24 protein-coding genes are annotated in these 22,655 nt (G+C 65.2%); 12 read left to right on the forward strand and 12 right to left on the reverse strand.

Features of this window, described 5'->3' with window-relative positions:
* Positions 1–4 precede the first annotated feature (4 nt).
* Entirely contained in the window at positions 5–523 is a 519-nt protein-coding gene (locus VFZ97_05345; GenBank protein ID HEX6392844.1) for a histidine phosphatase family protein, read from the reverse strand.
* Positions 520–2,679, reverse strand: coding sequence for an FUSC family protein (locus VFZ97_05350; protein HEX6392845.1), 2,160 nt, complete (start codon positions 2,677–2,679; stop codon positions 520–522). The genes VFZ97_05345 and VFZ97_05350 overlap by 4 nt, the downstream gene beginning before the upstream one ends.
* Positions 2,680–2,769: 90 nt before the next feature.
* Here VFZ97_05350 and dinB point away from each other — a divergent pair, with 90 nt between their 5' ends.
* Together dinB and VFZ97_05360 are read left to right on the forward strand one after the other, a co-directional pair.
* Complete coding sequence (gene dinB / locus VFZ97_05355; protein HEX6392846.1) at positions 2,770–4,032, forward strand: DNA polymerase IV; 1,263 nt, start codon at positions 2,770–2,772, stop codon at positions 4,030–4,032.
* Positions 4,033–4,086: 54 nt separating this feature from the next.
* Positions 4,087–4,473 carry a nitroreductase family deazaflavin-dependent oxidoreductase gene (locus VFZ97_05360; protein ID HEX6392847.1) on the forward strand — a complete coding sequence of 129 codons (387 nt, stop codon included), beginning with the start codon at positions 4,087–4,089 and terminating at the stop codon, positions 4,471–4,473.
* 23 nt (positions 4,474–4,496) lie between these two features.
* On the opposite strand, the gene VFZ97_05365 is transcribed toward VFZ97_05360, so the two are convergent.
* Together VFZ97_05365 and VFZ97_05370 are read right to left on the reverse strand one after the other, a co-directional pair.
* The gene (locus tag VFZ97_05365; protein HEX6392848.1) at positions 4,497–5,465 is read right to left on the reverse strand and encodes an SDR family oxidoreductase; all 969 of its coding nucleotides are present in this window, start codon (positions 5,463–5,465) and stop codon (positions 4,497–4,499) included.
* Between the two features lie 84 nt (positions 5,466–5,549).
* Positions 5,550–5,999, reverse strand: a complete 450-nt coding sequence (locus VFZ97_05370; GenBank protein ID HEX6392849.1) for an MgtC/SapB family protein — start codon at positions 5,997–5,999, stop codon at positions 5,550–5,552.
* A gap of 158 nt (positions 6,000–6,157) precedes the next feature.
* Between VFZ97_05370 and VFZ97_05375 the strand changes: the two genes are divergently transcribed.
* Together VFZ97_05375 and VFZ97_05380 are read left to right on the forward strand one after the other, a co-directional pair.
* Positions 6,158–6,952 carry an SDR family oxidoreductase gene (locus tag VFZ97_05375; GenBank protein ID HEX6392850.1) on the forward strand — a complete coding sequence of 265 codons (795 nt, stop codon included), beginning with the start codon at positions 6,158–6,160 and terminating at the stop codon, positions 6,950–6,952.
* Positions 6,949–7,737 (forward strand): siderophore-interacting protein, encoded by a 789-nt coding sequence (locus VFZ97_05380; GenBank protein ID HEX6392851.1) that lies wholly within the window; start codon positions 6,949–6,951, stop codon positions 7,735–7,737. Before VFZ97_05375 ends, VFZ97_05380 begins: the two co-directional genes overlap by 4 nt.
* A gap of 7 nt (positions 7,738–7,744) precedes the next feature.
* Here VFZ97_05380 and VFZ97_05385 read toward each other — a convergent pair whose 3' ends face one another.
* Positions 7,745–9,331 (reverse strand): hypothetical protein, encoded by a 1,587-nt coding sequence (locus tag VFZ97_05385; protein HEX6392852.1) that lies wholly within the window; start codon positions 9,329–9,331, stop codon positions 7,745–7,747.
* Positions 9,332–9,344: 13 nt separating this feature from the next.
* A complete protein-coding gene (locus VFZ97_05390; GenBank protein ID HEX6392853.1) occupies positions 9,345–11,693 on the reverse strand; it encodes a CocE/NonD family hydrolase in 2,349 nt (782 codons plus the stop codon).
* Positions 11,694–12,042: 349 nt separating this feature from the next.
* Here VFZ97_05390 and VFZ97_05395 point away from each other — a divergent pair, with 349 nt between their 5' ends.
* Entirely contained in the window at positions 12,043–12,315 is a 273-nt protein-coding gene (locus VFZ97_05395; protein HEX6392854.1) for a hypothetical protein, read from the forward strand.
* A gap of 33 nt (positions 12,316–12,348) precedes the next feature.
* On the opposite strand, the gene VFZ97_05400 is transcribed toward VFZ97_05395, so the two are convergent.
* The 3 genes from VFZ97_05400 to mug form a co-directional block, all read right to left on the reverse strand.
* Positions 12,349–12,864, reverse strand: coding sequence for a hypothetical protein (locus VFZ97_05400; protein ID HEX6392855.1), 516 nt, complete (start codon positions 12,862–12,864; stop codon positions 12,349–12,351).
* A complete protein-coding gene (locus tag VFZ97_05405) occupies positions 12,822–13,688 on the reverse strand; it encodes a hypothetical protein (protein HEX6392856.1) in 867 nt (288 codons plus the stop codon). The genes VFZ97_05400 and VFZ97_05405 overlap by 43 nt, the downstream gene beginning before the upstream one ends.
* Before the next feature lie 136 nt (positions 13,689–13,824).
* Complete coding sequence (gene mug, locus VFZ97_05410) at positions 13,825–14,412, reverse strand: G/U mismatch-specific DNA glycosylase (protein ID HEX6392857.1); 588 nt, start codon at positions 14,410–14,412, stop codon at positions 13,825–13,827.
* 235 nt (positions 14,413–14,647) lie between these two features.
* Between mug and VFZ97_05415 the strand changes: the two genes are divergently transcribed.
* The 3 genes from VFZ97_05415 (at position 14,648) to VFZ97_05425 (ending at position 16,082) form a co-directional block, all read left to right on the forward strand.
* Positions 14,648–15,010 carry a hypothetical protein gene (locus VFZ97_05415; protein ID HEX6392858.1) on the forward strand — a complete coding sequence of 121 codons (363 nt, stop codon included), beginning with the start codon at positions 14,648–14,650 and terminating at the stop codon, positions 15,008–15,010.
* Between the two features lie 145 nt (positions 15,011–15,155).
* Positions 15,156–15,506 carry an STAS domain-containing protein gene (locus VFZ97_05420; GenBank protein ID HEX6392859.1) on the forward strand — a complete coding sequence of 117 codons (351 nt, stop codon included), beginning with the start codon at positions 15,156–15,158 and terminating at the stop codon, positions 15,504–15,506.
* A 12-nt stretch (positions 15,507–15,518) separates the two neighbouring features.
* Positions 15,519–16,082, forward strand: coding sequence for a DinB family protein (locus VFZ97_05425; GenBank protein HEX6392860.1), 564 nt, complete (start codon positions 15,519–15,521; stop codon positions 16,080–16,082).
* Here VFZ97_05425 and VFZ97_05430 read toward each other — a convergent pair.
* Positions 16,026–16,586: a protein-tyrosine phosphatase family protein gene (locus VFZ97_05430; GenBank protein HEX6392861.1), complete on the reverse strand. Its 561-nt coding sequence runs from the start codon at positions 16,584–16,586 to the stop codon at positions 16,026–16,028. The genes VFZ97_05425 and VFZ97_05430 overlap by 57 nt on opposite strands.
* Before the next feature lie 97 nt (positions 16,587–16,683).
* On the opposite strand from VFZ97_05430, the gene VFZ97_05435 reads away from it, so the two are divergent.
* Positions 16,684–17,115 (forward strand): nuclear transport factor 2 family protein, encoded by a 432-nt coding sequence (locus VFZ97_05435; GenBank protein HEX6392862.1) that lies wholly within the window; start codon positions 16,684–16,686, stop codon positions 17,113–17,115.
* Positions 17,116–17,167: 52 nt separating this feature from the next.
* Here VFZ97_05435 and VFZ97_05440 read toward each other — a convergent pair whose 3' ends face one another.
* On the reverse strand, positions 17,168–17,746 hold the full coding sequence (locus VFZ97_05440; GenBank protein ID HEX6392863.1) for a hypothetical protein: 579 nt from the start codon (positions 17,744–17,746) through the stop codon (positions 17,168–17,170).
* 87 nt (positions 17,747–17,833) lie between these two features.
* On the opposite strand from VFZ97_05440, the gene VFZ97_05445 reads away from it, so the two are divergent.
* A complete protein-coding gene (locus VFZ97_05445; GenBank protein ID HEX6392864.1) occupies positions 17,834–19,126 on the forward strand; it encodes an aromatic ring-hydroxylating dioxygenase subunit alpha in 1,293 nt (430 codons plus the stop codon).
* Positions 19,127–19,137: 11 nt separating this feature from the next.
* Here the strand turns inward: VFZ97_05445 and VFZ97_05450 are convergent, their stop codons facing one another.
* Complete coding sequence (locus tag VFZ97_05450) at positions 19,138–20,808, reverse strand: FAD-dependent oxidoreductase (protein HEX6392865.1); 1,671 nt, start codon at positions 20,806–20,808, stop codon at positions 19,138–19,140.
* A 65-nt stretch (positions 20,809–20,873) separates the two neighbouring features.
* Here VFZ97_05450 and VFZ97_05455 point away from each other — a divergent pair, with 65 nt between their 5' ends.
* Both VFZ97_05455 and VFZ97_05460 read left to right on the forward strand, forming a co-directional pair.
* Positions 20,874–21,731, forward strand: a complete 858-nt coding sequence (locus VFZ97_05455) for an enoyl-CoA hydratase-related protein (protein ID HEX6392866.1) — start codon at positions 20,874–20,876, stop codon at positions 21,729–21,731.
* A gap of 30 nt (positions 21,732–21,761) precedes the next feature.
* On the forward strand, positions 21,762–22,655 hold the full coding sequence (locus tag VFZ97_05460; protein HEX6392867.1) for an enoyl-CoA hydratase-related protein: 894 nt from the start codon (positions 21,762–21,764) through the stop codon (positions 22,653–22,655).

Below are 22,655 nucleotides of genomic sequence, written 5' to 3' on the forward strand. Positions count from 1 at the left end.
CGGATCAGTCGGGCAGCTGCTTCGAAGTCACGAGCAACTTCAAGCGACAGGAACCAGGTACGACATCCTTCCACGCGCCTTCCACGGTCAGGCTGGCGAGTGCGCAGGTGGGAAACTTCTCGGCCAACCGCCGCATGGCGTCCTCATCCCCGCCGCCGGCCAGCTCGATCGCCAGGTCTTGCATCCCCGGGTTATGTCCGACAAGGACTGCGGAGTCAACGCTCTCGGGAAGGCGGCCGACCCGGGCCAGAAGGTCGACGTCGCTCGCTCCGTAGAGGTCCTCCTCCACGTGCAGCTCGATCGGCTCATCGAGCGCCGCGGCGATCTCGGTCCAAGTCTGGCGGGCCCGCTTGGCTGAAGAGCACAGGACCAACGAGGGCCGCGGGCGAATTTGCGCGATGAACGATCCCATCCGCCTGGTGTCCCTTTCGCCGCGAGGGGCCAAGGGACGGTCGTGATCGGCCAGCCGGCCATCGGACCAGTCCGACTTGGCATGACGCAGCATGTACAGGGTCTTGGTCACCGCCACCACGGGAGGGCTCTCGCAGCGACCACGGCTTCGACCGGCTCCACGAGGTCGACCAGCCGGCGCCGCATGTGCTCGATGTGCTCGTGCACCCATAGCAGGTAGCCGGAGTCGGGGTGCAGTGGGGCCATCTCAATTCCAAGAGCGCTTGACGAATCCTCGGCGCCGGCGTGCGACGGCGTCCTTAACCGGTCGGCTATGTAGTCGCAACGCTCGGCCAGCCAGGTGGCCTCTCCGACAAGAGCGTGGCGGGTCTCGTCGATGGAATCGGGCGGTGGTGGAAGGTCGGCCAATGACTGGGAGGTCAGGCGCAGGCACAGTGTCGATCCGATCATGCGCCACACGTGCTCTTTCCGGACCCTCTTGGTGCCCTGCTCGGCCAGAAAGCCCCGCAGTGCGTCATCCAGTCTGACAGCGGCGGTCGCGCTTCGCGACCGAGCGTCGGGGTGAGTGGTTCGGGATCCGACCGCCCATGCGGTCGATTGGACCAGATAGAGCCCTCCGAGATGGAACGATTCGGCAAGGTCGTTCGCAAGCGTCGCAGTGGCGCCCCTCGGCCAGAACAGAAGGCCAATGGCAGCGCTCACCCCCGCGCCGATCGCGACGTCCTCGATTCTGAGGACTCCGACCTTCCACCCCACCGGAACGAGAATGTTGTAGAGGACGCTGATCGTTACCGTGAACGCAGCCTGACCGACTGCGAACGGCGCGGTTCCCGGTGTGTAGGCCGCGATCAGAATCGCAATGGGAAGCGCGGCCCAAAGCGCAGCGGTGTGGGTACCGATGCCGATTATCAGTCCTCCCCCGATAAAGAAACCTATGGCGGTTCCCAATATCGCTCGCAGCGCGGTGGACCCGGTAGCGGCAGCATTGGTGCGAAGAACCGAGAGGGTTCCGAGCACGACCCAGAATCCGTGCTGGAGGTGCACAAGATCCGCGATCGCTACTGCCGCGGCCAGCGCGACGGCACCCCGGATGCTGTTCAAGAACCAGACGGAGCGTAAAGATGCCTGCCCGGCGGCCCGGTCCCCCGCGGACATGACGACGTCGGCTATCCGCGTCTCTGATCGGCGGACGAGCCGGCTGGCGCCTTGCGCCTGATCCACAGCGTTGCGAACTGCACTCGCGATCATCCGGGCGTGAAACGACAGGTGGACGTCTCGCTCGACGCACTGTTGGTCTCGATCCATCGCGGCGACCTCCGCCGCGCTCGAGTCCAGAGGCCGGTCGAATCTGGTCACGTCGAATTCGGATGTCCCGCCTCGAAGCAGGGCCGTTATGTGGTGGAGGCCCTCCGACGAAAGACGGATCAGATCCTGGTTGACCGCGGTCGCGGGGGTCAGGTCGGTGCCTTCGCGAATTAGGTCGACGACCAGGGTGGTGGCCCACTCCAGCGTCTCGACGAGATGGTCGAGCGCCTGGTCCGCCTGCGCCAGACCCGTCGGACGGAATGGAGTCGAGGCGAATACCCCGATCAGTCTGTGCTTCGACGCGAGCGCATGGTCGGCCGTTCCCCGGGTGTCCCCGCCCTCCCGGACGGCATCGAGTGACTTGGCGAGAACCTCCGAGCAATCCGCGGCCGCGACCCTTACCGCGTCGGACGCCGGCCTTGGAGAAAGGAGGAGCACCGCCAACGTGCCCGCCCCGGTGGCCAGCCACCAACCCTCCAGGCGGGAGGGGATCATGCTCACTGTTCCTGGAGAAGCCGCGGGCAGTACGTAGGCGAGGAGGGCTCCGGTCGCCCCTGAGGCGGCGTTGGGGCCGGCGATGCCGCCGAAGAGCACAACGAATGTGACCGGGATGGTGACGACGACCGCCAGCGCGGTGTTCGACGTGACCGCGGTCCCGATAACCAAGAGAGCAGAGCCCACCACACCGAGAATCAGATGGTCGATGAGCTTGGTCCTCCGTGTCCCGTTGAACGAGGCCAAAACCAGAGTTGCGAAGCCGCCGAAGGCAGCAAAGGTGGCCATCTGGATGTCGTCGATGACGACGTAGGTCAAGGCGAAGATGCTGGGGATGACGAGCGTTGCCCGAACCGCTCGGAAGGCCGCCGGCTTCGACCACGACGGTCGCAAGGACGACAGCATCGGAGGGAGAGTCGGCAGGCGGTGCCGAACGGCGACCTGCGGCGCGGTGGCAGGGGCGACCATGCTTGGTTCAGTCTGCTACGCCCGAAACAGTTAGCCGAACGAGATCACTACCTTGGGGTGACCGAACAAATGTTCGGGTAACGTGGGGGTGTGCCAGCAGGCACGGCGACCATCCTCCACGCCGACCTCGATGCCTTCTACGCGTCGGTCGAGCAGCTGCTTGATCCGGCGCTTCGCGGGCGGCCGATCGCGGTTGGCGGCGGGGTGGTCCTGGCGGCGTCGTACGAAGCCAGGGTCGACGGGGTTCGGGCCGGCATGGCCGGCTGGATGGCGAAGCAGCTGTGCCCCCGGTTGGAGTTCGTCGGCAGCCACTTCGCCGAGTACCGGCGCTTGGGGGATCTGGTCGTCGACGTGTTCCACGACTTCACGCCCTTGGTCGAACGGATCTCGATCGACGAAGCGTTCCTCGACGTTGCCGGCGCCGTCCACCTGTTCGGGTCCCCAGGGGACATCGCCGCTGCGATCCGAAAGAAAGTCAGAGCTGAGTTCGGCCTTCCGCTGTCGGTCGGAGTGGCCCGGACCAAACATCTGGCCAAAATCGCATCGCAGGTCGCCAAACCCGACGGATTGGTTGTGGTCGAGCCGGAGGCGGAGCGGGCGTTCCTCGATCCGCTACCGGTCGATCTCATCTGGGGAGTCGGCGCGGTGACCCGGGAGCGGCTGGCATCGCTCGGGATCCGGACGATCGGCGAGCTCGCGGCGACCGACAGCCCGATCCTCGAGCATGTCCTCGGAAGAGCGACGGGCTCCAAGATTGCTGCACTCTCCGCCAACATCGACCCCCGGCAGGTCGAGCGGCCGAGGCCGGCGAAGTCGGTCGGCGCCCAAGCCGCGGTTGGCCGGCGCCGGATCACGGACCCGCTGCTGAGAGAGATACTCGGCTACCTGGCGGACCGGGTCGCCGGCAGGCTCCGAGCGGCGCGCCGCGCCGGTAGAACGGTGACGGCCCGGGTGCGTTTCGTGCGGCTCCGATCGGTGACCCGTTCGATCACGCTCGCAAGGCCGATCTCGTCGACCCTGACGCTCACCGAGGTGGGCGTCCACTTGGTCGCCGCCGCACTCGCCGATCATCCCGACGAGCGGGAGATAACCCTGCTCGCAGTATCTGTCTCGAACCTGGTCGGTGAAGAGTCGCTTCAGCTCGAGATTCCGATTCGGGTTGGGAGCGACAGGTTCCGGCCGGGGACGCCGGCCGGAGCGGCGCGATGGGCGCTCGACCGGTCGGTCGATGCGGTCCGCGACAAGTTCGGACGTGAGGCGGTCGGTTACGCGACTGTCGTGTTCTCAGAAGTCGCCCGGGTTCCGGATCAGTTCCGGGAGCTCGCGGAGCGGGGCCAGGAAGGAGCGGGCTAGCTTGGACTCTCAGATTCCGTTGGGGCGGTTGATTTCCAACTCGGAAGGCCCGTCATGCACTTGCCCAGGCGGCTGGCCCGCATAAATCGGCGGATTGTCAACCCGATCCAGAGGCGCTACGCCGGCATAATCCCGGGCCACGGGATCGTCGAGCACTCCGGAAGGCGAACCGGGACGCGGTACCGGACGCCCGTGCTCGTGTTCGGAGCTCCCGGGGGGTTCGCGATGATCGTCGGCTACGGGTTGAACAGCGACTGGGTTCAGAACCTTCTGGCCGGGGATGGTGGCGGCCTGGAGCACCGGCGGCGGCACTACCAGCTGTCCGGTCCCCGCCTTCTGCACGAAGAGGAGGCTTACAACGCGCTTCCTCGCATAGTCGGCAAGCTCGCACGGGTGGTGGGTGTCGAAGGGGTGCTACTAGCAGACGCCAGAACCGATTAGATCCGACCGGTTCTACTCGGCTCCTAATCGGCGGCCAGGTTCGATCCCATCGCAAGCGGGCTTATCCCGACGCCCTTGTGGTCATACGCTCCCTCGGGATCGGCTCGTACCGACTCGTCGAGGCGGTGGGCGTCCTCCCCGACGAGGATCCGCCACTTTCCTTCTCGTACGCCGTCCAGGATGATGCGTGCCGCGCCGGCCGCGTCGAGTGGCGCGTTGTCGCGGAACCCCTCCTCCAGCATCTTCATCGCCTCGCGCAGTTGGTCGCTCGTGAACTGGTCCGCTGGTAGGCCCCTGCGGGCGATCTGGCTCCGGACCTCGTCGAGGTCGGTCTCGGTGAGCGCGTCAGGTTCGGGCCTCCCCAGGTAACGGCGGGAGTTCGCGACGATGTCGGTTCCGATGTGCCCCGGCATCACGACGGCCACCCGGACGTGAGGTGCGTTGACCCGGAAGTCCTCTATGAGCGCCTCGGACAGCCCCTTCACCGCGAACTTCCCAGTGCTGTAGGCGGTGTGAGGCATACCGGGACCGAGAGATGCCCAGAACCCGTTGACACTGCTCGTGTTGACCAGGACTGCTTCTTCTGCGGCGATCAGGTGCTGGAGAAACGCGCGGGTGCAGTAGTACACGCCCCAGAAGTCGACACCGAACGTCCGCTCCCAGTCCTCTCTGCTGTCGGTGATGAGGCTCCCGCCACCTCCGATGCCCGCATTGTTGAACAGCAGCTCGAGGACGTCGCCATGAGCGGATACCACTTGGTCGCGGAAGGCGAGGACTTGCGATTCGTCGGAAACGTCGCAGGTGTGCGTCGTTACCTTCGTCCCGGCGGGCGCTGCTGCTTCTGCCCTCGCGGCCGTCTCGGCTACCGCCGCACCGTTGACGTCGCACGTCGCGACCGAGCATCCCGCGGTGGCGAGCTGTATCACTAGCTCGCGTCCCATTCCCGACCCGCCGCCGGTGACGACAGCCCTCATTCCCGCAAAAGACTCCATGCCAAGTCCTCCCTCCCGAACAGAACATAGTTCCCCACCGGATGACCCGGCGTCCTGTTTGCAGCCGCGCGAGAACGCTGAGCCTTACGTCGGTGGCGGCTGGTCGTCCTGCTGGAAGCGTCCCCGATAGTGCTGGGAATCCAAGATTCGCAGACCCGGCATGAAGCGAATCTCCAGGATCATCAGCAACAACAGCACCAGCACCACCGCGGCAAGCGGTCTTCCCGCTCCAACGAGAATACCGGCGGCAGCGGTGGCGAAAACCGTCGCCGCCGTGGTCACCCCCCTGATCAGGGTGCCCTGGCCGTGCAGAACCACACCGCCACCGATGAAGCCGATTCCGGTGACCACGCCTGCCACCGCTTGCGGCGAACTTCTGTAGAAGAGCGCGGTGACCGCCGCCGCCGACGCACCGACCAGTGAGAAAGTCCGATCGCCGGCGGCCGACCCGCGCACTCCCCGCTCGAAGCCGAGCACGAATCCCAAAGCTGTGCCGATCAGCACCCGGATAATGACCGTTGCCTCGGACGGCACCCTTCTAGAGATAGCACAGGGTTGCTGGCGGCGGACGGATGCAGCGGGTGGTTGCCTCCTTGTCGCTGTCCCACCTGCCTCCTGCCAGGTCAACTTATGATGCGCCGGTGTAGTCCGGGCCGGGCACCGGTCTCGGGGATCCTTGTGGAGGGTGACCAGTGGGTTTCGATTTCAACGGCCAGCGGATTCTGGTTACCGGGGCCTCATCGGGTATCGGCGCGGCGTTGGCAGAAGCTCTTGCCCAGCGCGGTGCGGTGGTTGGGGTGTGCGCGCGCCGCGAGGACCGGTTGGCCGAGACACTTGATCGTTGCCGGCGTTACTCGCCGGACTCGCGCATGTGGGTGTGCGACCTGGCAGACCCTCCAGAAGTGGATCGCCTCGCCGGCGAGGTGACCGAGGAATTCGGGGGTATCGACGTCCTGGTGAACAACGCCGGGATTCCCAAGCGTCGACACGTGACCAAGCTCGACGCTGACACGGTCACCCGGGTGATGGCGATCAACTACCTGTCGCCGGTCCGACTGACGCTTGCTCTGCTGCCGTCGATGGTGGAGCGCGGCTTCGGAAGGATCGTGAACATCTCGTCGGTGGCCGCCGTGCTCAGCTCGCCGGGTGAAGCCGCGTACGACGGTTCAAAGGCTGCACTCTCTGCTTTCTCGGAAGCGATGGCCATCGATCTCTGGGAATCCGGTGTCAAGGTCCTGGTCGTCTATCCGGGAGTCATCGACACCGAACTGTTCACTTTGCCCGACAACGACCCTCTCGTCGCGGGTGTGGACGCGATCCCCGCGTCGGAGGTGGCCGGCGCAGTGATCGATGGTCTCGACAACGACCTCCATCAGGTGTACGTCCCCTCCTACTTCGCCGACTTCGTGTCGGTGAAGTCTTCGGACCTCGCCGGATTCATGGCCGGTGCCGCCGAGTACGTCCGCCAGGCGAAGGAGACTGGGTGACCGCCGGCTCAGCGCGCCGCCCCCCTCCTCCTTTCTTGGTCGCGGAAGTCGTGGGCCGCGATTGGCTGACTCCCCGGCTTGTCAGGGTGACCCTCGAGGGAGAGCCGTTGACGAGCCTGGAAGTGACCCAACCGGCCTCGAGCGTAAGGGTGCTGCTGCCGGATCCGGAGCGCCCCCACGATCTGGAATTACCGAGCTGGGACGGCAACCGCTTCGAGTTGTCCGGCGGTAGCCGCCCCGTACTTCGCACGCTCACACCGCGCCATCACGAATCAGGTGGCCGGCTCCTGAAGCTCGATGTCGTTGTCCACGGCGACGGAGCCGCGGCACGGTGGGCATCCGACGCGGCCGACGGTTCACCGGCTGCAGTTTCGGGGCCTGCTCGCGGTTATTCGATCGACGCCGAGGCCGAGACCCTTGTTCTCGGCGGCGACGAGACCGCTACCGCTGCGATCAGCCAGATCCTCGAAGCGGCAACGGACGTCGATGTCGCGGTCTACCTCGAGATCGCCGACGCGGGCTCCCGTCCTCGCTTGCCGGACCATCCCCGATGCGCGATCCACTGGGTCGACCAGGAAGGAAAAGTCCCGGGCGCTGCACTCGCTGACCGGCTCGCAGACGTGGACCTTCCTGGCGGCGCGCGTCTCTGGGCCGCCGGCGAAGCGGCGTCGATGCAACGGCTTCGCCAGCGGCTGTTCAACGACCGGGGAGTTCCGCGCGCCCACGCCACCATCCGGGGTTACTGGAAGCACGGCCGCAGCGGCGAGGATGAGGGCGGCGGTTAAGCCAGGGTCAGCGGGCCGGGCACCACGGGTTCGAGGGGACTCCCGCACAGGGGTCAGTCATCGTCTGGAGCCCGGATGGGAGCTGGTGCATCATCACCTGGGTACGCCTCGGATAGTTCGACCCGGGAAGGCAGAAAGTGCCGCCCGCGATTGGGCCGATCGACACCGATTGGGAATCGCAGGCGACCTGATCGAGGAACAGAGGATTGAGGTCCGGCGGCACCGTCTGCCCGGTGCAGCGTGGGTACAGCTGCTGCAGCATTGGCGGGCTCGTCGTCATCTGGCCGCCCTCGTACTCGACGTTCCCGCTGAAGCAGTCGGTCGCGTCGGGCAGGAGGTTGACCGCGGCGATATCGCCGTTGGTCACGTTTTTGAAAGAACCGTTGTCCCCGAAGACGTTTCCCATGACCGCGTCGCCGTACTCGTCGTAGAGACATGCGGCCGGCGTGTTGAGTCCCCCGGTACAGGGCGGCCCGCTATCGGGATACGGGACCAGGATGATGCCCCACGCTCCGTTGTTCGTGAACACGTTGTTCAGGATCGTGTCGTTGCGCCCACCTGATAGCGACATGCCAGTGCCAACCGGCCCAGCCGCGGCACTGCCGGCGCCGGGGACGTTGGGGTTGTTGTTGTCGTGCACGTAGTTGTTCCTGAAAACCCAGCACGAATGGGTGTGGGTTATCGGGCTCGTTGCGCCGTTGGGGCAGGTCCCGTCCTGGGGCGGGGGGTTGTCACCGTTCTGGCTGTTTGTGTCGAAGCCATCCTGGTTGTTGTCGAACTGTGAGTTCTGGATGACCAGCTGGCCGCCCGAGTTGGACCCAGAGTAACCCAGGGCGTTGTATTCGGCCCACGCGTCGTTGACGGTCTGGTCGCATTGGTCCTGGCACGCCCCGATGTAGTAGCCCGAGTCGTTGAAGTTGCTCGCGTACGTGTGGTTCCAAGTGCCGCCACTCCAGTTGGAGGAAAAGATCCCGTACTGCGCGGCGGTTGCCTCGCTGTCGAAGTACGTGCTGGTCGCGGTCAGGTAGTTGCCAGTGAATCCCCAGCCCCCGATCTTGCCGCTGTTGTCTCCGCCGTTCCACCAGATCTCGTTACCGGCCTCCCCAGCACCGCCGAGGAAGTTGCAGACGGTGAGGTTCTCGACGGACACGTTGTCGGCCTTCCAGACCAAGATCCCGTTCAAGCCGAGCGGACCGTGTGGTCCGGCCGGCCCCAGATTCTGGTCGGCCGTCTTGTTGCTGCATTGCGATGAGCCCGGCTTGGTGCCGTCAACGACCACGCCGTTGCGGTCCATCCCCCGGATGTGCAATCCAGCCGTCTGCACCAGAACCCCCGCCGGGGTGCCGGTTGCATCTGCGGGGGTCCGGCTCGAAGACGTGTGGTAGTCGCCCGGACCGACCAGGATCCAGTCCCCGGGCAGGGCGGCGTCAACCGCATCCTGCAGCGAGCTGTAAGTGCCGTGGTTTCCGTTGTAGTTGCCGACGAGCAGCACCCTTCCCGTCGGTGTCGTTGGAGCGACCGCCGCGTACGCCGCGCCTGCAGTGCCGAGACCGACCGAAGCAGCAAGGGCGAGGGTGCGGCGGAACCTGGTCAAGTTTTGTCCCTTCTCATGAAGAAGCCAGCTGGTCGTTGATCGCGTGGTAAGAGCGGCACGGCTCGTTGCGCAGGCTCGGGCACGGAGGCAGTGCGGTGGGCGGTTCCACACCTGGCACCACCGGAAGCACGAGGCTCGATGGCATCGTCGCGGACTCGGCGATCGAAACGGTCGCGGTGCCGCTGGGCTGCGTCTCGCCGAATGACCAGATCGGCTGCGCGCCGTTCGGCGCGTCGATGGTTACCCGTATCCGCGACCCGGCCCGGTAGACGTGGCCCTCGTAGTAGAGCGGGATCACCACCTCGACGAACTGGCCCGCCGGCATGGGCTGCACGTCGCTGGCAAGCATGCTCGGCTCCGGTTCGAGAAGGCTGCTCGGCTGGGCGATCGGATCATTGGCCCCGGTCGCCAGTCGCCGTTCGCTTGCCCGCATCCAGCCCTGCTGGACGAAGGTCTCGTTTCCGTCGGGCCGCACCTCGCTGATGGTTGCCTGGAGATCCACGTCAGGTGTCGACGAGCGCACCCAGACGTGCAGCGCGCCCGAGCCGATCACGGTCGTGTTGGTGGGCAACGGGAAAGTCACGTACGAGAGCGCCGTGCCGGGCGGGTTCTGCTGCCAGGCCCATGTCCAGTCCGAGGCGTTGGACCACAAACCTCCTCCGCCGGTGTTGCCCTGATAGTCGTTGAGCGCGGTGGCGGAGGCGTTCGAGGTGTACCAGTTGATGCCACCCTCGGCAGGAGGATTCCTGCCAAGCGTTCCGCTCGGAGTCAGGTACCAGAAGCTCGGCATCGTTCCGGGAATCGGGAAAGAGGGGAAGGACCGCTCGAACCCCGGATAGGGATCGCCCGGGGATGCCGTACCTGTCGGCGATTGGCCGGCGCCGTTGTCGAAGAGAACCCGGACCGACGGCAATTTCTCGAAGGCGGCCAACGCCAGGTCGTAGGTCGGCAGGAGCTGGATCGGATCGAGCGGCAACAGGTCGTTGTCCTTGGTGCCGAGCGCCGCCTGGTAGATGACCGGTGCCGCGGCACGGATCAGCGCCTGGTTGACCAACGGAGCCTGATGGGCGACGAACAGCTCGAGGAAGTCGTACACGCGGTTGAACGTGGTGGGATCGAGAGAGTCAATGTGCGCGCCGTTGGTGAAGGTGAACCACTTCGGTGTCGTCGGATTGAAATGTTCGGCGAGGTCCGCGCAGTGCCCGCCGGTCTGTTCGTCCTCCCACTGACAGGCCATGAACGTGGGGGCCTTGATCTTGTCGACGAAGGTGACCGGGTCGAGCGGGTCGGCGACTTGCCGGACGTAGTGGTCGTTGGCGCGGATCTTGCTCATCAGATCGGCGGCCTCGCCGTGAAGGACCTGGTTGGCCTTGCACGTCGCGTCACCGTTACGGATCTGCTGGTAGGCCCATGGTTGGCCCGTCTTCGGTCCGGCCGGCAACGCCTCCTGCTGGCGCTCCTGCGCCCAGGCGACGGCGAAGCCGGTGTTCAGGATGCCGCCTGGGTAGAGGGTCGTCCCGGTGGCGTCGATGGTCGACATCGGCGCGATCGCCTCCAGGTCCGGTGGGTCGAGCTGAGCGGTGAACAGCTGGCTGATCGCGCCGTAGGAGATGCCGAACATCCCGACCTTGTGCCCGAGAACCCATGGCTGGTGGGCGATCGTCTCGATGACGTCGTAGCCGTCCAGGTTCTGCAGGGGTTCGAAGAAGTCGTACGCGCCGCCCGAGCACCCGGTGCCGCGCATGCTGACATCGACGACCGCGAAACCCATCAGGTTGGCGAGGACAGCGATGCCGTTGACCGGTCCGGCAGGGTTCGCGTACCCGTAACCGGAGTACTCGATCAGGGTGGGGTAGGGGGGTACGTAACCAAGGCTGGACGAACCGCTCGGCAGACTTGGCATCCGCAGGCCCGACGGCAACCCGGGTTGGCCGGCAGGGCTGGTCGGCGGGTGCACGTCGATGGCCAACTGGGTGCCGTCGCGGGTGGTTAGGTACGTGTACCCGTTGTCGGGGATCGACTGGTTGTAGATGCTCGGGTCCCAGGGTGCCGGCGCATCTGTGTAGACGGTCAGCGGTCCGGACTCCGGCCCGTTGGGTTCGAGACGGACCCGGTACCCACTGCCCGGCGGCACGTTGCGGAAGAGAACCCCGCCCAGGGAATCGGCCGTCTGGGCAGGCACGTTGGGCACCGTGGTCCCGCTTGAATTGACGAGCGACATCCGGGCGTTCGGGTCGGCGCCGGTGACGTACACCTGTTCGGCGCTACCGTGCGCGCTGAACGAGGGTGAGGACGCGCGAACCGGAAACGTCATCGACGGGACTGCGACCGCTCCCACGAGCGCGCAGACCGCGGCGATCACGACGAACTTGCGACGAGGTAGCTTTCCCCAGCTGCCTATGGGGCTGTTTATACCAGATGTGCGGTTTTTGTGCCTACTCGCGGGGCCGGGCGACTTCGGGCTCTACTGCGAGAGGCGATGGTCGGATCCCATCCTCCGCCGCGAAAATCCTTCGACAGTTAGTCATGGGAAGAGGGACAATTGGGGTGGTCCGGTCATCGATCCCGATGCCGGCCTTGGTGAGATGTTCAACTTATTCCACCCCCCACGAACAGATACTGCCGAGGAGACACGCTCCGCTAAACCGCGCGCCGTCAAGGCTCGAGTCATCTTCGCGACGTTCCGTCCCGGCAGCGTCAGCATCGATCTAATGAGCGAGTCCGGAACGATTGCCTTGGGCGCACTCGTACCGGACACGCTGTGGGCTCTGGCTGCCGCAGCACAACTTGAAAAATGGGCCACGATGACCGCCGAAATCGAGCTGCGCCTCATCTCCGCGAAGTGCAGCTCGAAAGCAAAGCTGACCGATGGCAGATCGTTCATGCTGCTCGACCTCTGTCGACAACCCGATCTGCCGACCGGTCGTGCGATTGCGAATCGGACTTCCGTTTCGGCGGCCCAGTGCGAGTCGGGACTCGGCTAGCCGGGTGGAGCATCATTTGAAGTAGCTCGAAGCTCAGCGTCGCACGTTCACAGTGAGAGCGAAGCTTCCCTGTCCTGGGGCGCAACGGAGGGCTTCACCGCAGCTAGTGCGCGTCGCGTGTACGAGCACAGTGCCAGCCGCGACGGCCTCGAAGGTGAGCGTCCTCGTGCCACAGCCGCTGCCAGGTACCGATGCAGTGCACGCCTGCTGCCCGGAGGCCAGCACTGTCGCGTCGTTGGCGACCTGCTTTTGCAGAGCCAGAGTCCGAGGATCGGGGATGGTGTCCAGCTGCCAGTACAAGGACTCGAGGTTTACCTCGACGCGGCTCCCTACGCGTACCGACACGTTTTGCGGCGACACCTCACGCCCCCGGGGGTCCTCGGCAAAGACCCGGATCGTGGAACCGGGCGACGCCGTCGACCGGCCGGCCTGACCGCTCGAGCACGCCGGCGCAGCCGCCGCAACGAGGCCGAATAGGGCTGCTGCTGCTGCCAGAGCCTTCCTGGCTAGGGGGTTGTCTCCGTGCAGCCGCTTATCGCGTTGCTCCATTCCTTCTGGAGTATCCAGCTGCTGCCGTTGGCTAACTGGACGGGGCCGTTGAATTGCCAGGCACACTTGTCGCCGATCTCCGAACCCGACGAGTCGTACCAGGCATTGAGCACCTGGTCGGTGATCGATTCCATGAACTCGTGAGCGGTGACGTTGGCGAGCGAAAGAGTCCCCTCGTCGCTGTAGGAAGTACCGCCGCTGATCCCGCTGGCCTGGACCGCATCGCAACCGGAGATCCCCGCGACGTTGGGCATGTAGGCGATCGCGACCTGCCCCGCGCTGATGGACGTGTAGCTGTGCCAGGCGCAGTAGTTCGCGCGGCTGGGGAAGTTGCTGGTGAAGACGAAGTAAACGCCGCTCGGGTCCGCCGGCAAGCTCCCGTTGTTGACTTCCTTCTGGACCTCGGCGCCGATGTTGCTGGTCGAGGGCTGTGATGGAGGTGTCGAAATGTCGTTCACGGATCGTATGTAGTTCACGACGGTCGGGCTGCCGCGCATGTACTGCGTGCCGGTAGCTGCGTATCCCGAACCGTTCAGGCCGCCGAAGAGCTGGGCGATCCCGGGCTTCGTGTTGGAGTTCCAGCTACTCGAGCTGCCCCACCAGATCGTGTAGACGTTCGAGGTCGGCAGGACCGGGCCCCCATGGTCGATCAGGTTCGAGCTGCCGCCCCTGAATCGAGCGCTGTGGGTGTCGTGCTGGCGGAGTGGATGAGGACCCGCTCCGTTCGACGCCGAAGAGGCCGCGGGTGCGACAGTCAGGGCGGCGAGGAGAGCCACGCTGCCCGAGGCCGCCCAGGCGGCCGGCCCAAGCTTCAAGATTTTCATTGCCCCTCCTAAACCCCCTACCGGCCGGACAGCCTGTGGCGGTGGACCGATCCGAAAATGTCGAACGAAATGATACGTGTCGATCGGGGGCGTTACAAGGAGGGTCCCCGATCGCCGGCGCGGGTGGGACGCCGTCTTACCCTCCGATGAAGGAGCGTAGTTCTCTCAGCTGATCGACCAGGTCTGCGATCTGGTAGTGCGCCTGGGCTCCGCTGGGATTGGCCAGTAGCCACACCTTCGCGGTGCCGACCGCCTCGGGTTGGAGACCCGGTCGAGCCTTCGGTCGCTCGAACGCCGAGCGGTAGGCGCCGATGCCGAGCACCGCCACGATTTGAGGTCGCCACTTCTTCACTTTGGTCGCCAGCCGCTTTGCCCCGTCCCGAAGGTCCGATTTGGGAAGTTCGATCGCCGATCTGGTCGCCCGGTCGACCAGGTTGGTCACCCCGAGCCCGTATCCGAGCAGGTCGCGCTCGCTCGCCGGGTCGATCAGTTCAGCGGTGAACCCGGCCAGGTGCAGCGCCTTCCAGAACCGATTGCCGGGGCGGGCGAAATGGTGCTGCACGGCCGCCGACCACAAGCCCGGGTTGACCCCGCAGAACAGGACTCTCAGATCCCGGGCGATCACGTCCGGCACCGTTTTGCCCTCGGCGGCCTGGAGCTCGTCCGGGGTCGGGCGGCGGACAAGGGTGCCGCCTCGTCTACGAGTCGACGCTTTTCTTTGCAACTTCGCACCTAATAGGTGCATTTTTGCAACAAAAGTTTGGCCGGGTCGCCACTGAGCCGTCGGGGATCCGTCTCGTCTGGGCAGTTGTTCAGCGGCCAATCCTTTCGCACCAAATTTCGGTACAGAAGGTCATGGCTGGCGACACAGCGAAATTCCTCTCGTTGGCCGTAACGAAATACGGCGCTTGGAGTCACTCACTCCTCACTGAGTCACAGAACTACTTGGGAGAACAGCAGTGAGGTTTTTCGGCTATGACCTCGAACTGACCGTGGAGACGATCCTCGCCGCCGGCGCCGGCCCGAGCCTCTTCACAGCTTCGGACTCGCAAGGCACGAGCTGGCTAGTCGCCCAGGTCGGCTATGAGGGATCCAATCTGGCGTGGGTGTGCGCGCCTTTGTCCGAACGAGCGTCGCAGGCCGTCGTGGACGGACGAGCAGATCCGCGCGATGCGGTGCGCCACAGCCTCACCGGAACGGTGGAGCTGGTAACGGTCGGGGAGGGTCGCGCGATCCAGGACCGGTGCCTCCTCTGCGGGGATCTGCCACCGGAGCTTCTGAGCGCCATCCCGGATTACGTCGCCGTGCCTGCCGCCACATAGGCGGTCTGCGTAGGCGGTCTGCGTAGGCGCCCCGCGAAGGTCTCAGTGACCTGTTGCGCCAATCTCATCTGGGGTTCAGGTGGGCGGAGGAAGATCGGGGAGCACAAGCCGCCAGGCACAGGAGCGTGGCGAAAGGAGCCCCCCGATGAGCCACAGAGAACCGACCCTGCTCACCACCATCTCCTATGACGGCCGCTGGAAGCTGTCCCTTCGAGGCGAGGTCGACGCGGCGGCAAGACGCGATCTCTGCCAAATCGCCGAGATGGTGAGCGAGGACGGCGATCCCATCGATTTCGATCTCGGCGCAGTCCGCTTCGTCGACAAGTCCGGGTGGGCGGCGATCTGCGCGGCTGCCGATGTTGTCCGGCGCGCGGGCGTGGAAGCGAGGGTCGTAAACCCGAGTCGAGCGGTCCGCCGGCTCACCGACCTGCTGAAGGCCGCCCACCCGTCGCGGGCGTGCCAACCCGAGGTCCCACGCCTCGCACCGGTCGCGTAGCAGACTCGTCATGTGTCCGTGCACGACGGTTGGGATGCCCCGAGGCCAGGTTGGGTGTGCCCGAAGTGCGGTTTCGATTACGACGACCAGGATGTGGTGACTACGCCGGCACTTGTCCAGGAACTTGGCGCCGCGTATCGCTCGAGGCTCCTCGAGGAAGCTCACAAGGATGTGGCCGTCTGGCGGGTACGCCCCGATCCGGCAACATGGTCGGCGCTCGAATACGCATGCCACGTGCGCGACTGCTTCGCGCTTTATGACTGGCGGATCCGCCGGGTGGTGGCCAAGGATCGTCCTCAGCTTCACGCGATGAGAAGGGACGACGTCGTGACCGAAAGGGCCTACAACGATCAACCGCCGATCGCTGTAGCCGAGGAGGTGACAACCAACGCGGGCCAGCTGTCCGCATTATTGGCAAGCATCACCGCTGAACAGTGGGACCGAGTCGGGGTCAGGGACGGCGAGGACTTATCGGTTGCCTGGATGGCGAGAAACGTGGTTCACGAGGCTGAGCACCACCTACTCGACATCGACGATGTTCTCGCCAGGGTGACAGGCGAACAGCCAGTCGAGTAGCTCGGTCTGCGCACCGGCCTCAGGCCCGCACAGAGAACGGTGGGCGCGAAGACGGGCGATGGCATGCGCCGGCGACTCGCCCATCGTTATGAGGACCCCCGCAGCGATGGTGCCGGTCCGCCCGATTCCGGCGCCGCAGTGCATCAGCAAGGACTGCCCACCGTCCAGTCGAGAACGCACTTCCGCGAGCAGCTCGACCGCGTCGTCTCGCGAGGGCACGTGCAGGTCCGGGATCGGCCGCCAAATGACCCTCTCGGAGGGCTGGGCTTTCAGCCATTCGACGTACTCTGGGTACCACTCGAGCTCGTGTGGCTCGTTCAGGCAGACCGCCGCATCCGCGTCAACGTAGGCCATCGCCCTTTCCGGATTAGGGGCGATGAAGCGCTTGCCGCAGAGCCACAACCGACCGCCGACCCCTCGAGGCAATGGAATCTCGTCGACGCCTCCGTGCAGCGATCTCCGTTCGGCCCAGTGAGCTACGGGATGGGCGGTCCGATCGCGCACCGGGCAATCCTACGAATGCACCCTCGTCCTCGTCGAAATCCGCTGGATCGGAGGGGTCATCTACGCAAGAACCACCGCTGGGCTACCTTCCATCGTGATGCCAGCTTCCACGGCCGAGGAGCAAAAGGCCATCGTCGATGTAGTCGTACGTTGTGCTGCCGCGTTCGACCTGAGGGACTGGAACGCGCTCGAGGAGGTCTTCACCGCCGACGCATCCGCATACGGGGTCGACGGTCGCGACGCAATAGTGCGTTTCGTTCGCGGCTTCCTCGGCGGGTGCGGCCCTTCTCAGCACCTGCTGGGCAATCACCACGTGATCTTGGAGGGCGACGGCGGGCGGTCGGCGAAGTCGGTGTGCAAGGCGCGGGTAATGCATATCGGTGCGGGCGACAATTCGCACCTCAGCTACGAGTGTTTCGGCAACTACTGGGACGAGCTGGTTCTAACCGACTCAGGCTGGAGGATCGCGCATCGCCGGTTCGAGGTGACCATCGCCCTCGGCGACGCGTCCGTGCTGCAGCCCGGCTGAGAGTTCCAGTAACTACTGGTCACTACTGGTCACCACTGGTCACCACTGGTACCTACTGCGGCTCGACGACCTGCCAACGAGGTGGGTTCTTCTGAACCTCGCGGATCACGCCCGCGTCCTCCAGATCGGAAAGAGCCGAATCGATGTCAGCAAGGTGATTCTCGATCCCGGCAGACAATGCCGCGCTCAGGGCCTCGGTTGCGCTGAAGGGCCGGCCGTCGCCGAGCCGGGCTAGCGCGTCGCGGAGGCGGCTGAGCTGGGGGTCGGTCAACTCCGAATGCTGCCCGGGTCGCTGGCCGCGGCCGAGCCGGGCTCCTCGGGGCTTCCAGAAAACGATCGAAATGCTCTCCAGGTCGAGTGCCTCGCTCGGCGGCATTGCGTCGGTACCGAAGCGGGACCTCAGCTCGCGGACGAACTCTCGGGGATCCCCCTCGATCTCGTAGATAGCGAGGCACTGAGCCGCCGGCTCCCCGGCTGAATCGGTCTCGAACCCTTCGAACCGCTGGGCGGAGACCACGCCCGGGACCCGGACCACGTCGCGGAGGTGCTGGCGGTCGTACCACTCGTGGTACTCGGCGGCCCGACCCGGACGGGGCTGCGTATAGACACAGCAGATCGTACGTTCGCTCACCGGACCATCCTGCCTCAGCTTTGGAGGGCGCGCCGGATCAACGGTGTCCCACGGATCGACTCCTGGCCGGGTGGCAAGATGGCAGGCGTGTCCGACGTGGGCGCCACCTCCTCTTTCCTCCCCGTGTCGCGCTATTGGAGCAAGGAGTTCCTCGAGCTCGAACGCGACAAGCTCTGGCCCCGCGTCTGGCAGATGTCGTGCCGCCTCGAGGAGATCCCCAGCGTGGGGGACTTCACCGAATACTCGATCTGCGACCAGTCGATTTTGCTCGTCCGCAGCGATCCAGCGACGGTCCGAGCCTTCGGGAACGCGTGCAGGCATCGTGCCACCCAGCTGGCTCTCGGTTCGGGCAGTTTCCGAGGCCGGCGCATCGTCTGCCCGTTCCACGGATGGCAATGGAACCTCGACGGCGACAACACCTTCGTTTACGGGGAGCAGGGATTCGATCCGCAATGCCTCGACTGCGGTGACCTCAAGCTGAGGGAGTACCGCGTTGGCTGCTGGGGCGGGTGCGTGTTCGTCAACCTCGACTCCGAGGCTCCGCCACTGGAGGAAGCGCTAGCGCCCATGGCCTCGCTGCTGGACCCGTTGGGAGTGGATCGGATGCGGGTCCGATGGTGGAAATCCGTGGTACTCAACGCGAATTGGAAGCTTGCCCAAGAGGCCTTCATGGAGGGTTTCCACGTCATGCAGACCCACCCGCAGCTGAACCTGGGACTGCCTGACGACCCTGACGCCCAGGTTTACGAGGTGCATCCCAACGGTCACTCTCATTTCCAGAACAGGGCCAGGCGTTCCCCGGTGCCTGAGGGGGTGGACGCTCTCGAGGTCGCGATCGAGTCGAGCAAGCTCCTCTGCGAGGGTCTCGAGGCAATGACCCTGGAGAGGGACGTGCGCGCGATCGAAGGCTTGCGAGGTTCGCCAACGAAGGGGTCGATCGGCCAGAGGGTGGTTCAGGCGATTTACGAAGCGGCAGCAGCTGAAGGTGTTGAGCTGCCGCCGCCCGAACCGGATGCCTTGTCCCGTTGGGGAGGCGTGTTCTTCGTCTTCCCTAACTACTTCGTTCTTCCCCAGTACGGGAACGCGCTGATCTACCGGAGCCGGCCGAACGGGATGGAAGCCGAGTCGTGTCTGTTCGAACTCTGGTCGGTATCCATTCCACCCGGTCAGAAAGAGACGGTCCGGCCGACGAGGCTCGGGCCGTTCGGACCGTCCGACACATCGGCGTGGCCGACGATCCCTTTGCAGGATTTCTCGAACATCGAGCGCCAGCAGCGTGGTATCCACACGCTTGGGTTCGACTCGATGAGGCTGAGCGAGAGGTACGAGGGCGGGATCATCAACATGCACCGCGAGCTGGATCGCTACCTGTCTGGCTAACGAGTGTTTGGCTAAAGGGCGGTCTGGCGGAATGTTCGCGCGGCGGTGGCGCCGGCCAGGTAACCCCAGGTAAGGGCCATGGCGATCGAACATCCACCGCCGAAGTAGGCGGGCCCCGCCGGGCTTGCCGCCACGTTGCCAGCGGCGAACAGCCCCGGGATGACCTCCCCCCTGGTATCCAGCACGCGTGCGCGGGCATCGGTCACCGGCCCGCCTTTGGTGCCCACACAACCGGGGTGGACCTCCAGCGCGTAGAACGGCGCAACCTCGATCGTCCCCAAGTTGGGATGCGGCGCCTCGGGATCCCCGTGGAAGCGGTCGTAGTAGCTGTCGCCCCGGCCGAACTCGGGGTCACGCCCACCCCTGGCGAACTCGTTGAATCGCTCGACCGTCGTCTCCAAGCCTCGTGGGTCGACGCCAATCCTGTTAGCCAGCTCCTGAAGGGATTGTGCGTTGATGAGCCACTCCGGGTCGGGGCGGCCTGGTCGGGCCGATGCGATGCTGTAGCGGCGACGATACTGGTCGTCCATCACCGACCAGCAGGGAAGGTTGCGCAAACGGTAGGCGACCGGGTCGAAGTCGAAGAACGCCTTCATCATGTCGTTGTAATTGGCCGCCTCGTCGACGAATCGTCGCCCGGATCGATTGACGAGGATGCAGTGCGGCGCCGTCCGCTCGGTCGCCACGAACCGGTTGAGCGGCAGTCCCTCGTAGGAATCATCTGGAACATTCGACGCGGGGTACCACCAGGCTTCGCTCATGTTGGCGAGACCCGCACCGGCCTCCATCGCCATCCTCAACCCGTCGCCGGTGCCGAAGGGAGGCGTGGTCGGGTGGGTCAGGGGACCAGGAAGGAAGCTGCGGGTGAGCTCTCGGTCCCACTCGTAACCGCCCGACGCGAGGACGACCGCCGGCGCTCCTAACTCCCGAGCAACCACCCCATAAGAGTCTGCGTCGCCCGAGCTGTATCGGACACCGGCGACCGCTCCGGAACTTCCTCGAACGAGCCCGGTCGCCCGTGCCTGCGTCAACACCCGAACGCCGCGACTAAGGCACGCTTCGAGGAGTCCGCTGATCAGAGCGCGTCCCATCGTGACCAACCCGGCAGCACTCCGCTCTCTGACCATCTGGCGATCGAGCTTCTCCGGCGTGTAGCCGAGCCGCCAGGTCACCGATTGCTCCTCCAGGGTGATAGGCATCGCCAGGACCGGGCCGGTCCGAACCCGTTCCGCCCACTCCCCAAGCGATGTGGACGCGAAGAGAGTCGATTCGAGCATGCGTCCGGATGGTTTCGCCCCCTCCATTTCGGGGTGATAGTCGGGCCAGGACATCGGCCGGAATCGCAGGGAGGTGTTCGCCTCGAGGTAGCGGATCATCTCTCGGGCGGAGTCGACGAAGGCTTCCACGAGATCGTCCGGCATCTTGCCTGCGACCAGCCGGCCGCAATAGGCGATGGCTTCCTCGCGGCTGTCGTCGAAACCGGCCGCCAGCATGTGATGGTTCCCCGGAACCCAGATGCCGCCGCCCGACACCGCGGTCGAGCCGCCGACGAGAGACGTTCGCTCGAGGACCGTTACCCGAGCCCCCTCCTGGGCGGCGGTGAGCGCGGCGGCCAGTCCGGCCCCGCCAGAGCCGACCACGACGACATCGGTTCCACCCTCGATCGCCAAGTTGCCTCCCATGAACCCGAAGTGCAGTCAGTCTCGCAGCGAGTCGGCTGGACAGTGACACCGGTATGGTGACCGCCATGGAGCAGCGCACACTCGAAGCGGTTATCTACGAGCGCGACCCTCCGATCGCGCGCATCGTCTTGAACCGTCCCGACAAAGCCAACACGAAGGATTCGATTCTTGTCCGTGAGGTCGATGCATGCCTCCGCGAGGCCGACCGAGACGGTGAGATCAAGGTGGTGATCCTGAAGGCCAACGGCAAGGGCTTCTGCGGAGGTCACGTCGCCCGCTGGGCCCCGGACGAGAACCCCTATCCCGAGTTCGGTTCGACCTTCGAGGACCTTTACAAAGGCACGGCCGACCTGTTCCTGTGGCCCACTTTGTACCTGTGGGAGTTCCCCAAGCCGACCATCTCGCAGATCCACGGATACTGCATGGGCGGCGGGATCTACCTTGGCCTGCTGACGGACTTCTGCGTCGCTTCGGACGACGCCTACTTCCAGATGCCTCTGGCTCAGAGCCTCGGCGAGCCCGGCGGTCACACGATGATCGAACCGTGGCTGCTGATGAACTGGCATCGCACCATGGATTGGCTCCTGCTGGCTCCGACGCTCAACGCCCAGGAGGCGCTCGAGTGGGGGCTCCTCAACCGGGTTGTGCCGCGCGAGGAGCTTGAGGACACCGTGGAGGAGATGGCGCACAAGATCGCCCAAATTCCGCTAACCACGCTGATGGCCGTCAAGAACAACGTGAAGCGAGCCTGGGAGCTCATGGGTATGAGGGTCCATCTCCAGGTGAGCCACATCCTGACCAATCTCGTCGGGGCCGCTTCCGACGTTCAGGCCCGCCGAGCGGAGCTCATCGAGTCAGGTTTGAAACCCCGGCAGTTCCTCGACCGCGCTGAACCTGACACGAGCGTCAGTAAACCTGAGTAGTGTTCATGCGCCCATGACCAGGGAGGGGAGATGAACCTTACGGAGACCCGCGAGCGCATCATCTACGAGAAGGATGGCCCGATCGCCCGCGTGATCCTCAACTGGCCGGAGAAGGCGAACGCCCAGGACCAGAAGCTGGCCGAGGAGGTCGACGCCGCGCTCCTCGACGCTGACCGCGATTACGACATCAAGGTCCTCGTGTTGAAGGCCAACGGCAAGGGGTTCTGCTCCGGTCACGCCATTGGGGACAACGCACGTGACTACCCGGCGTTCGTCGAGGGAGGGGCTCACATGGGAACGCCGTGGAAGGGTCAGACCGACCTGTTCGTGAAACCGGTCATGAACCTGTGGGAGTTCTCCAAGCCGACGATCGCGCAAGTGCACGGTTACTGCGTCGGCGGGGGCACCCATTACGGGCTCACCACTGACATCGTTATCGCCTCCGATGACGCCTACTTCCAGTACCCGCCGCTACAGGGGTTCGGCATGCCCTCCGGTGAATGCTCGATCGAGCCGTGGGTGTTCATGAACTGGCGCCGGGCCGCGTACTACCTGTACCTGGCAGAGGTCATCGACGCGCAGAAGGCGCTGGCAGTCGGCCTGGTGAACGAAGTCGTGCCTCGGGACGAACTCGACGCTCGGGTCGACACCATCGCCCGCCAGATCGCCCAAGCGCCTCTGACGACGCTCATGGCGACGAAGGCGAACCTGAAGCGGGCCTGGGAGCTGATGGGCATGCGCGTGCACTGGCAGAGCTCCAACGACCTGGTCGCCCTCGCGTCGCTCAGCTCCGATGTCCAGGCGCTTATCCGGCGGGTGCTCGAAGGCAACATCAAGCCGGCCGAGATGGCACGCCGCCAAGCCGCCGCCGCTGACGCCAACGGAGCGGGTGATGCGAACGGCGGATCCGACCATCAGGCCTGA

The organism is Acidimicrobiales bacterium (assembly GCA_036378675.1).
GTDB lineage: Bacteria > Actinomycetota > Acidimicrobiia > Acidimicrobiales > Palsa-688 > DASUWA01.

Excerpts from the sequence above, each read along its gene's own strand:
- VFZ97_05365 (HEX6392848.1), bottom strand. The coding sequence starts at position 5,465 with ATGGAGTCTTTTGCGGGAATGAGGGCTGTCGTCACCGGCGGCGGGTCG.
- VFZ97_05395 (HEX6392854.1), top strand. The coding sequence starts at position 12,043 with ATGAGCGAGTCCGGAACGATTGCCTTGGGCGCACTCGTACCGGACACG.
- VFZ97_05350 (HEX6392845.1), bottom strand. The coding sequence starts at position 2,679 with ATGGTCGCCCCTGCCACCGCGCCGCAGGTCGCCGTTCGGCACCGCCTG.
- VFZ97_05455 (HEX6392866.1), top strand. The coding sequence starts at position 20,874 with ATGGAGCAGCGCACACTCGAAGCGGTTATCTACGAGCGCGACCCTCCG.
- VFZ97_05400 (HEX6392855.1), bottom strand. The coding sequence starts at position 12,864 with ATGGAGCAACGCGATAAGCGGCTGCACGGAGACAACCCCCTAGCCAGG.
- VFZ97_05450 (HEX6392865.1), bottom strand. The coding sequence starts at position 20,808 with ATGGGAGGCAACTTGGCGATCGAGGGTGGAACCGATGTCGTCGTGGTC.
- VFZ97_05405 (HEX6392856.1), bottom strand. The coding sequence starts at position 13,688 with ATGAAAATCTTGAAGCTTGGGCCGGCCGCCTGGGCGGCCTCGGGCAGC.
- VFZ97_05435 (HEX6392862.1), top strand. The coding sequence starts at position 16,684 with ATGCCAGCTTCCACGGCCGAGGAGCAAAAGGCCATCGTCGATGTAGTC.
- VFZ97_05420 (HEX6392859.1), top strand. The coding sequence starts at position 15,156 with ATGAGCCACAGAGAACCGACCCTGCTCACCACCATCTCCTATGACGGC.
- VFZ97_05360 (HEX6392847.1), top strand. The coding sequence starts at position 4,087 with ATGCACTTGCCCAGGCGGCTGGCCCGCATAAATCGGCGGATTGTCAAC.
- VFZ97_05460 (HEX6392867.1), top strand. The coding sequence starts at position 21,762 with ATGAACCTTACGGAGACCCGCGAGCGCATCATCTACGAGAAGGATGGC.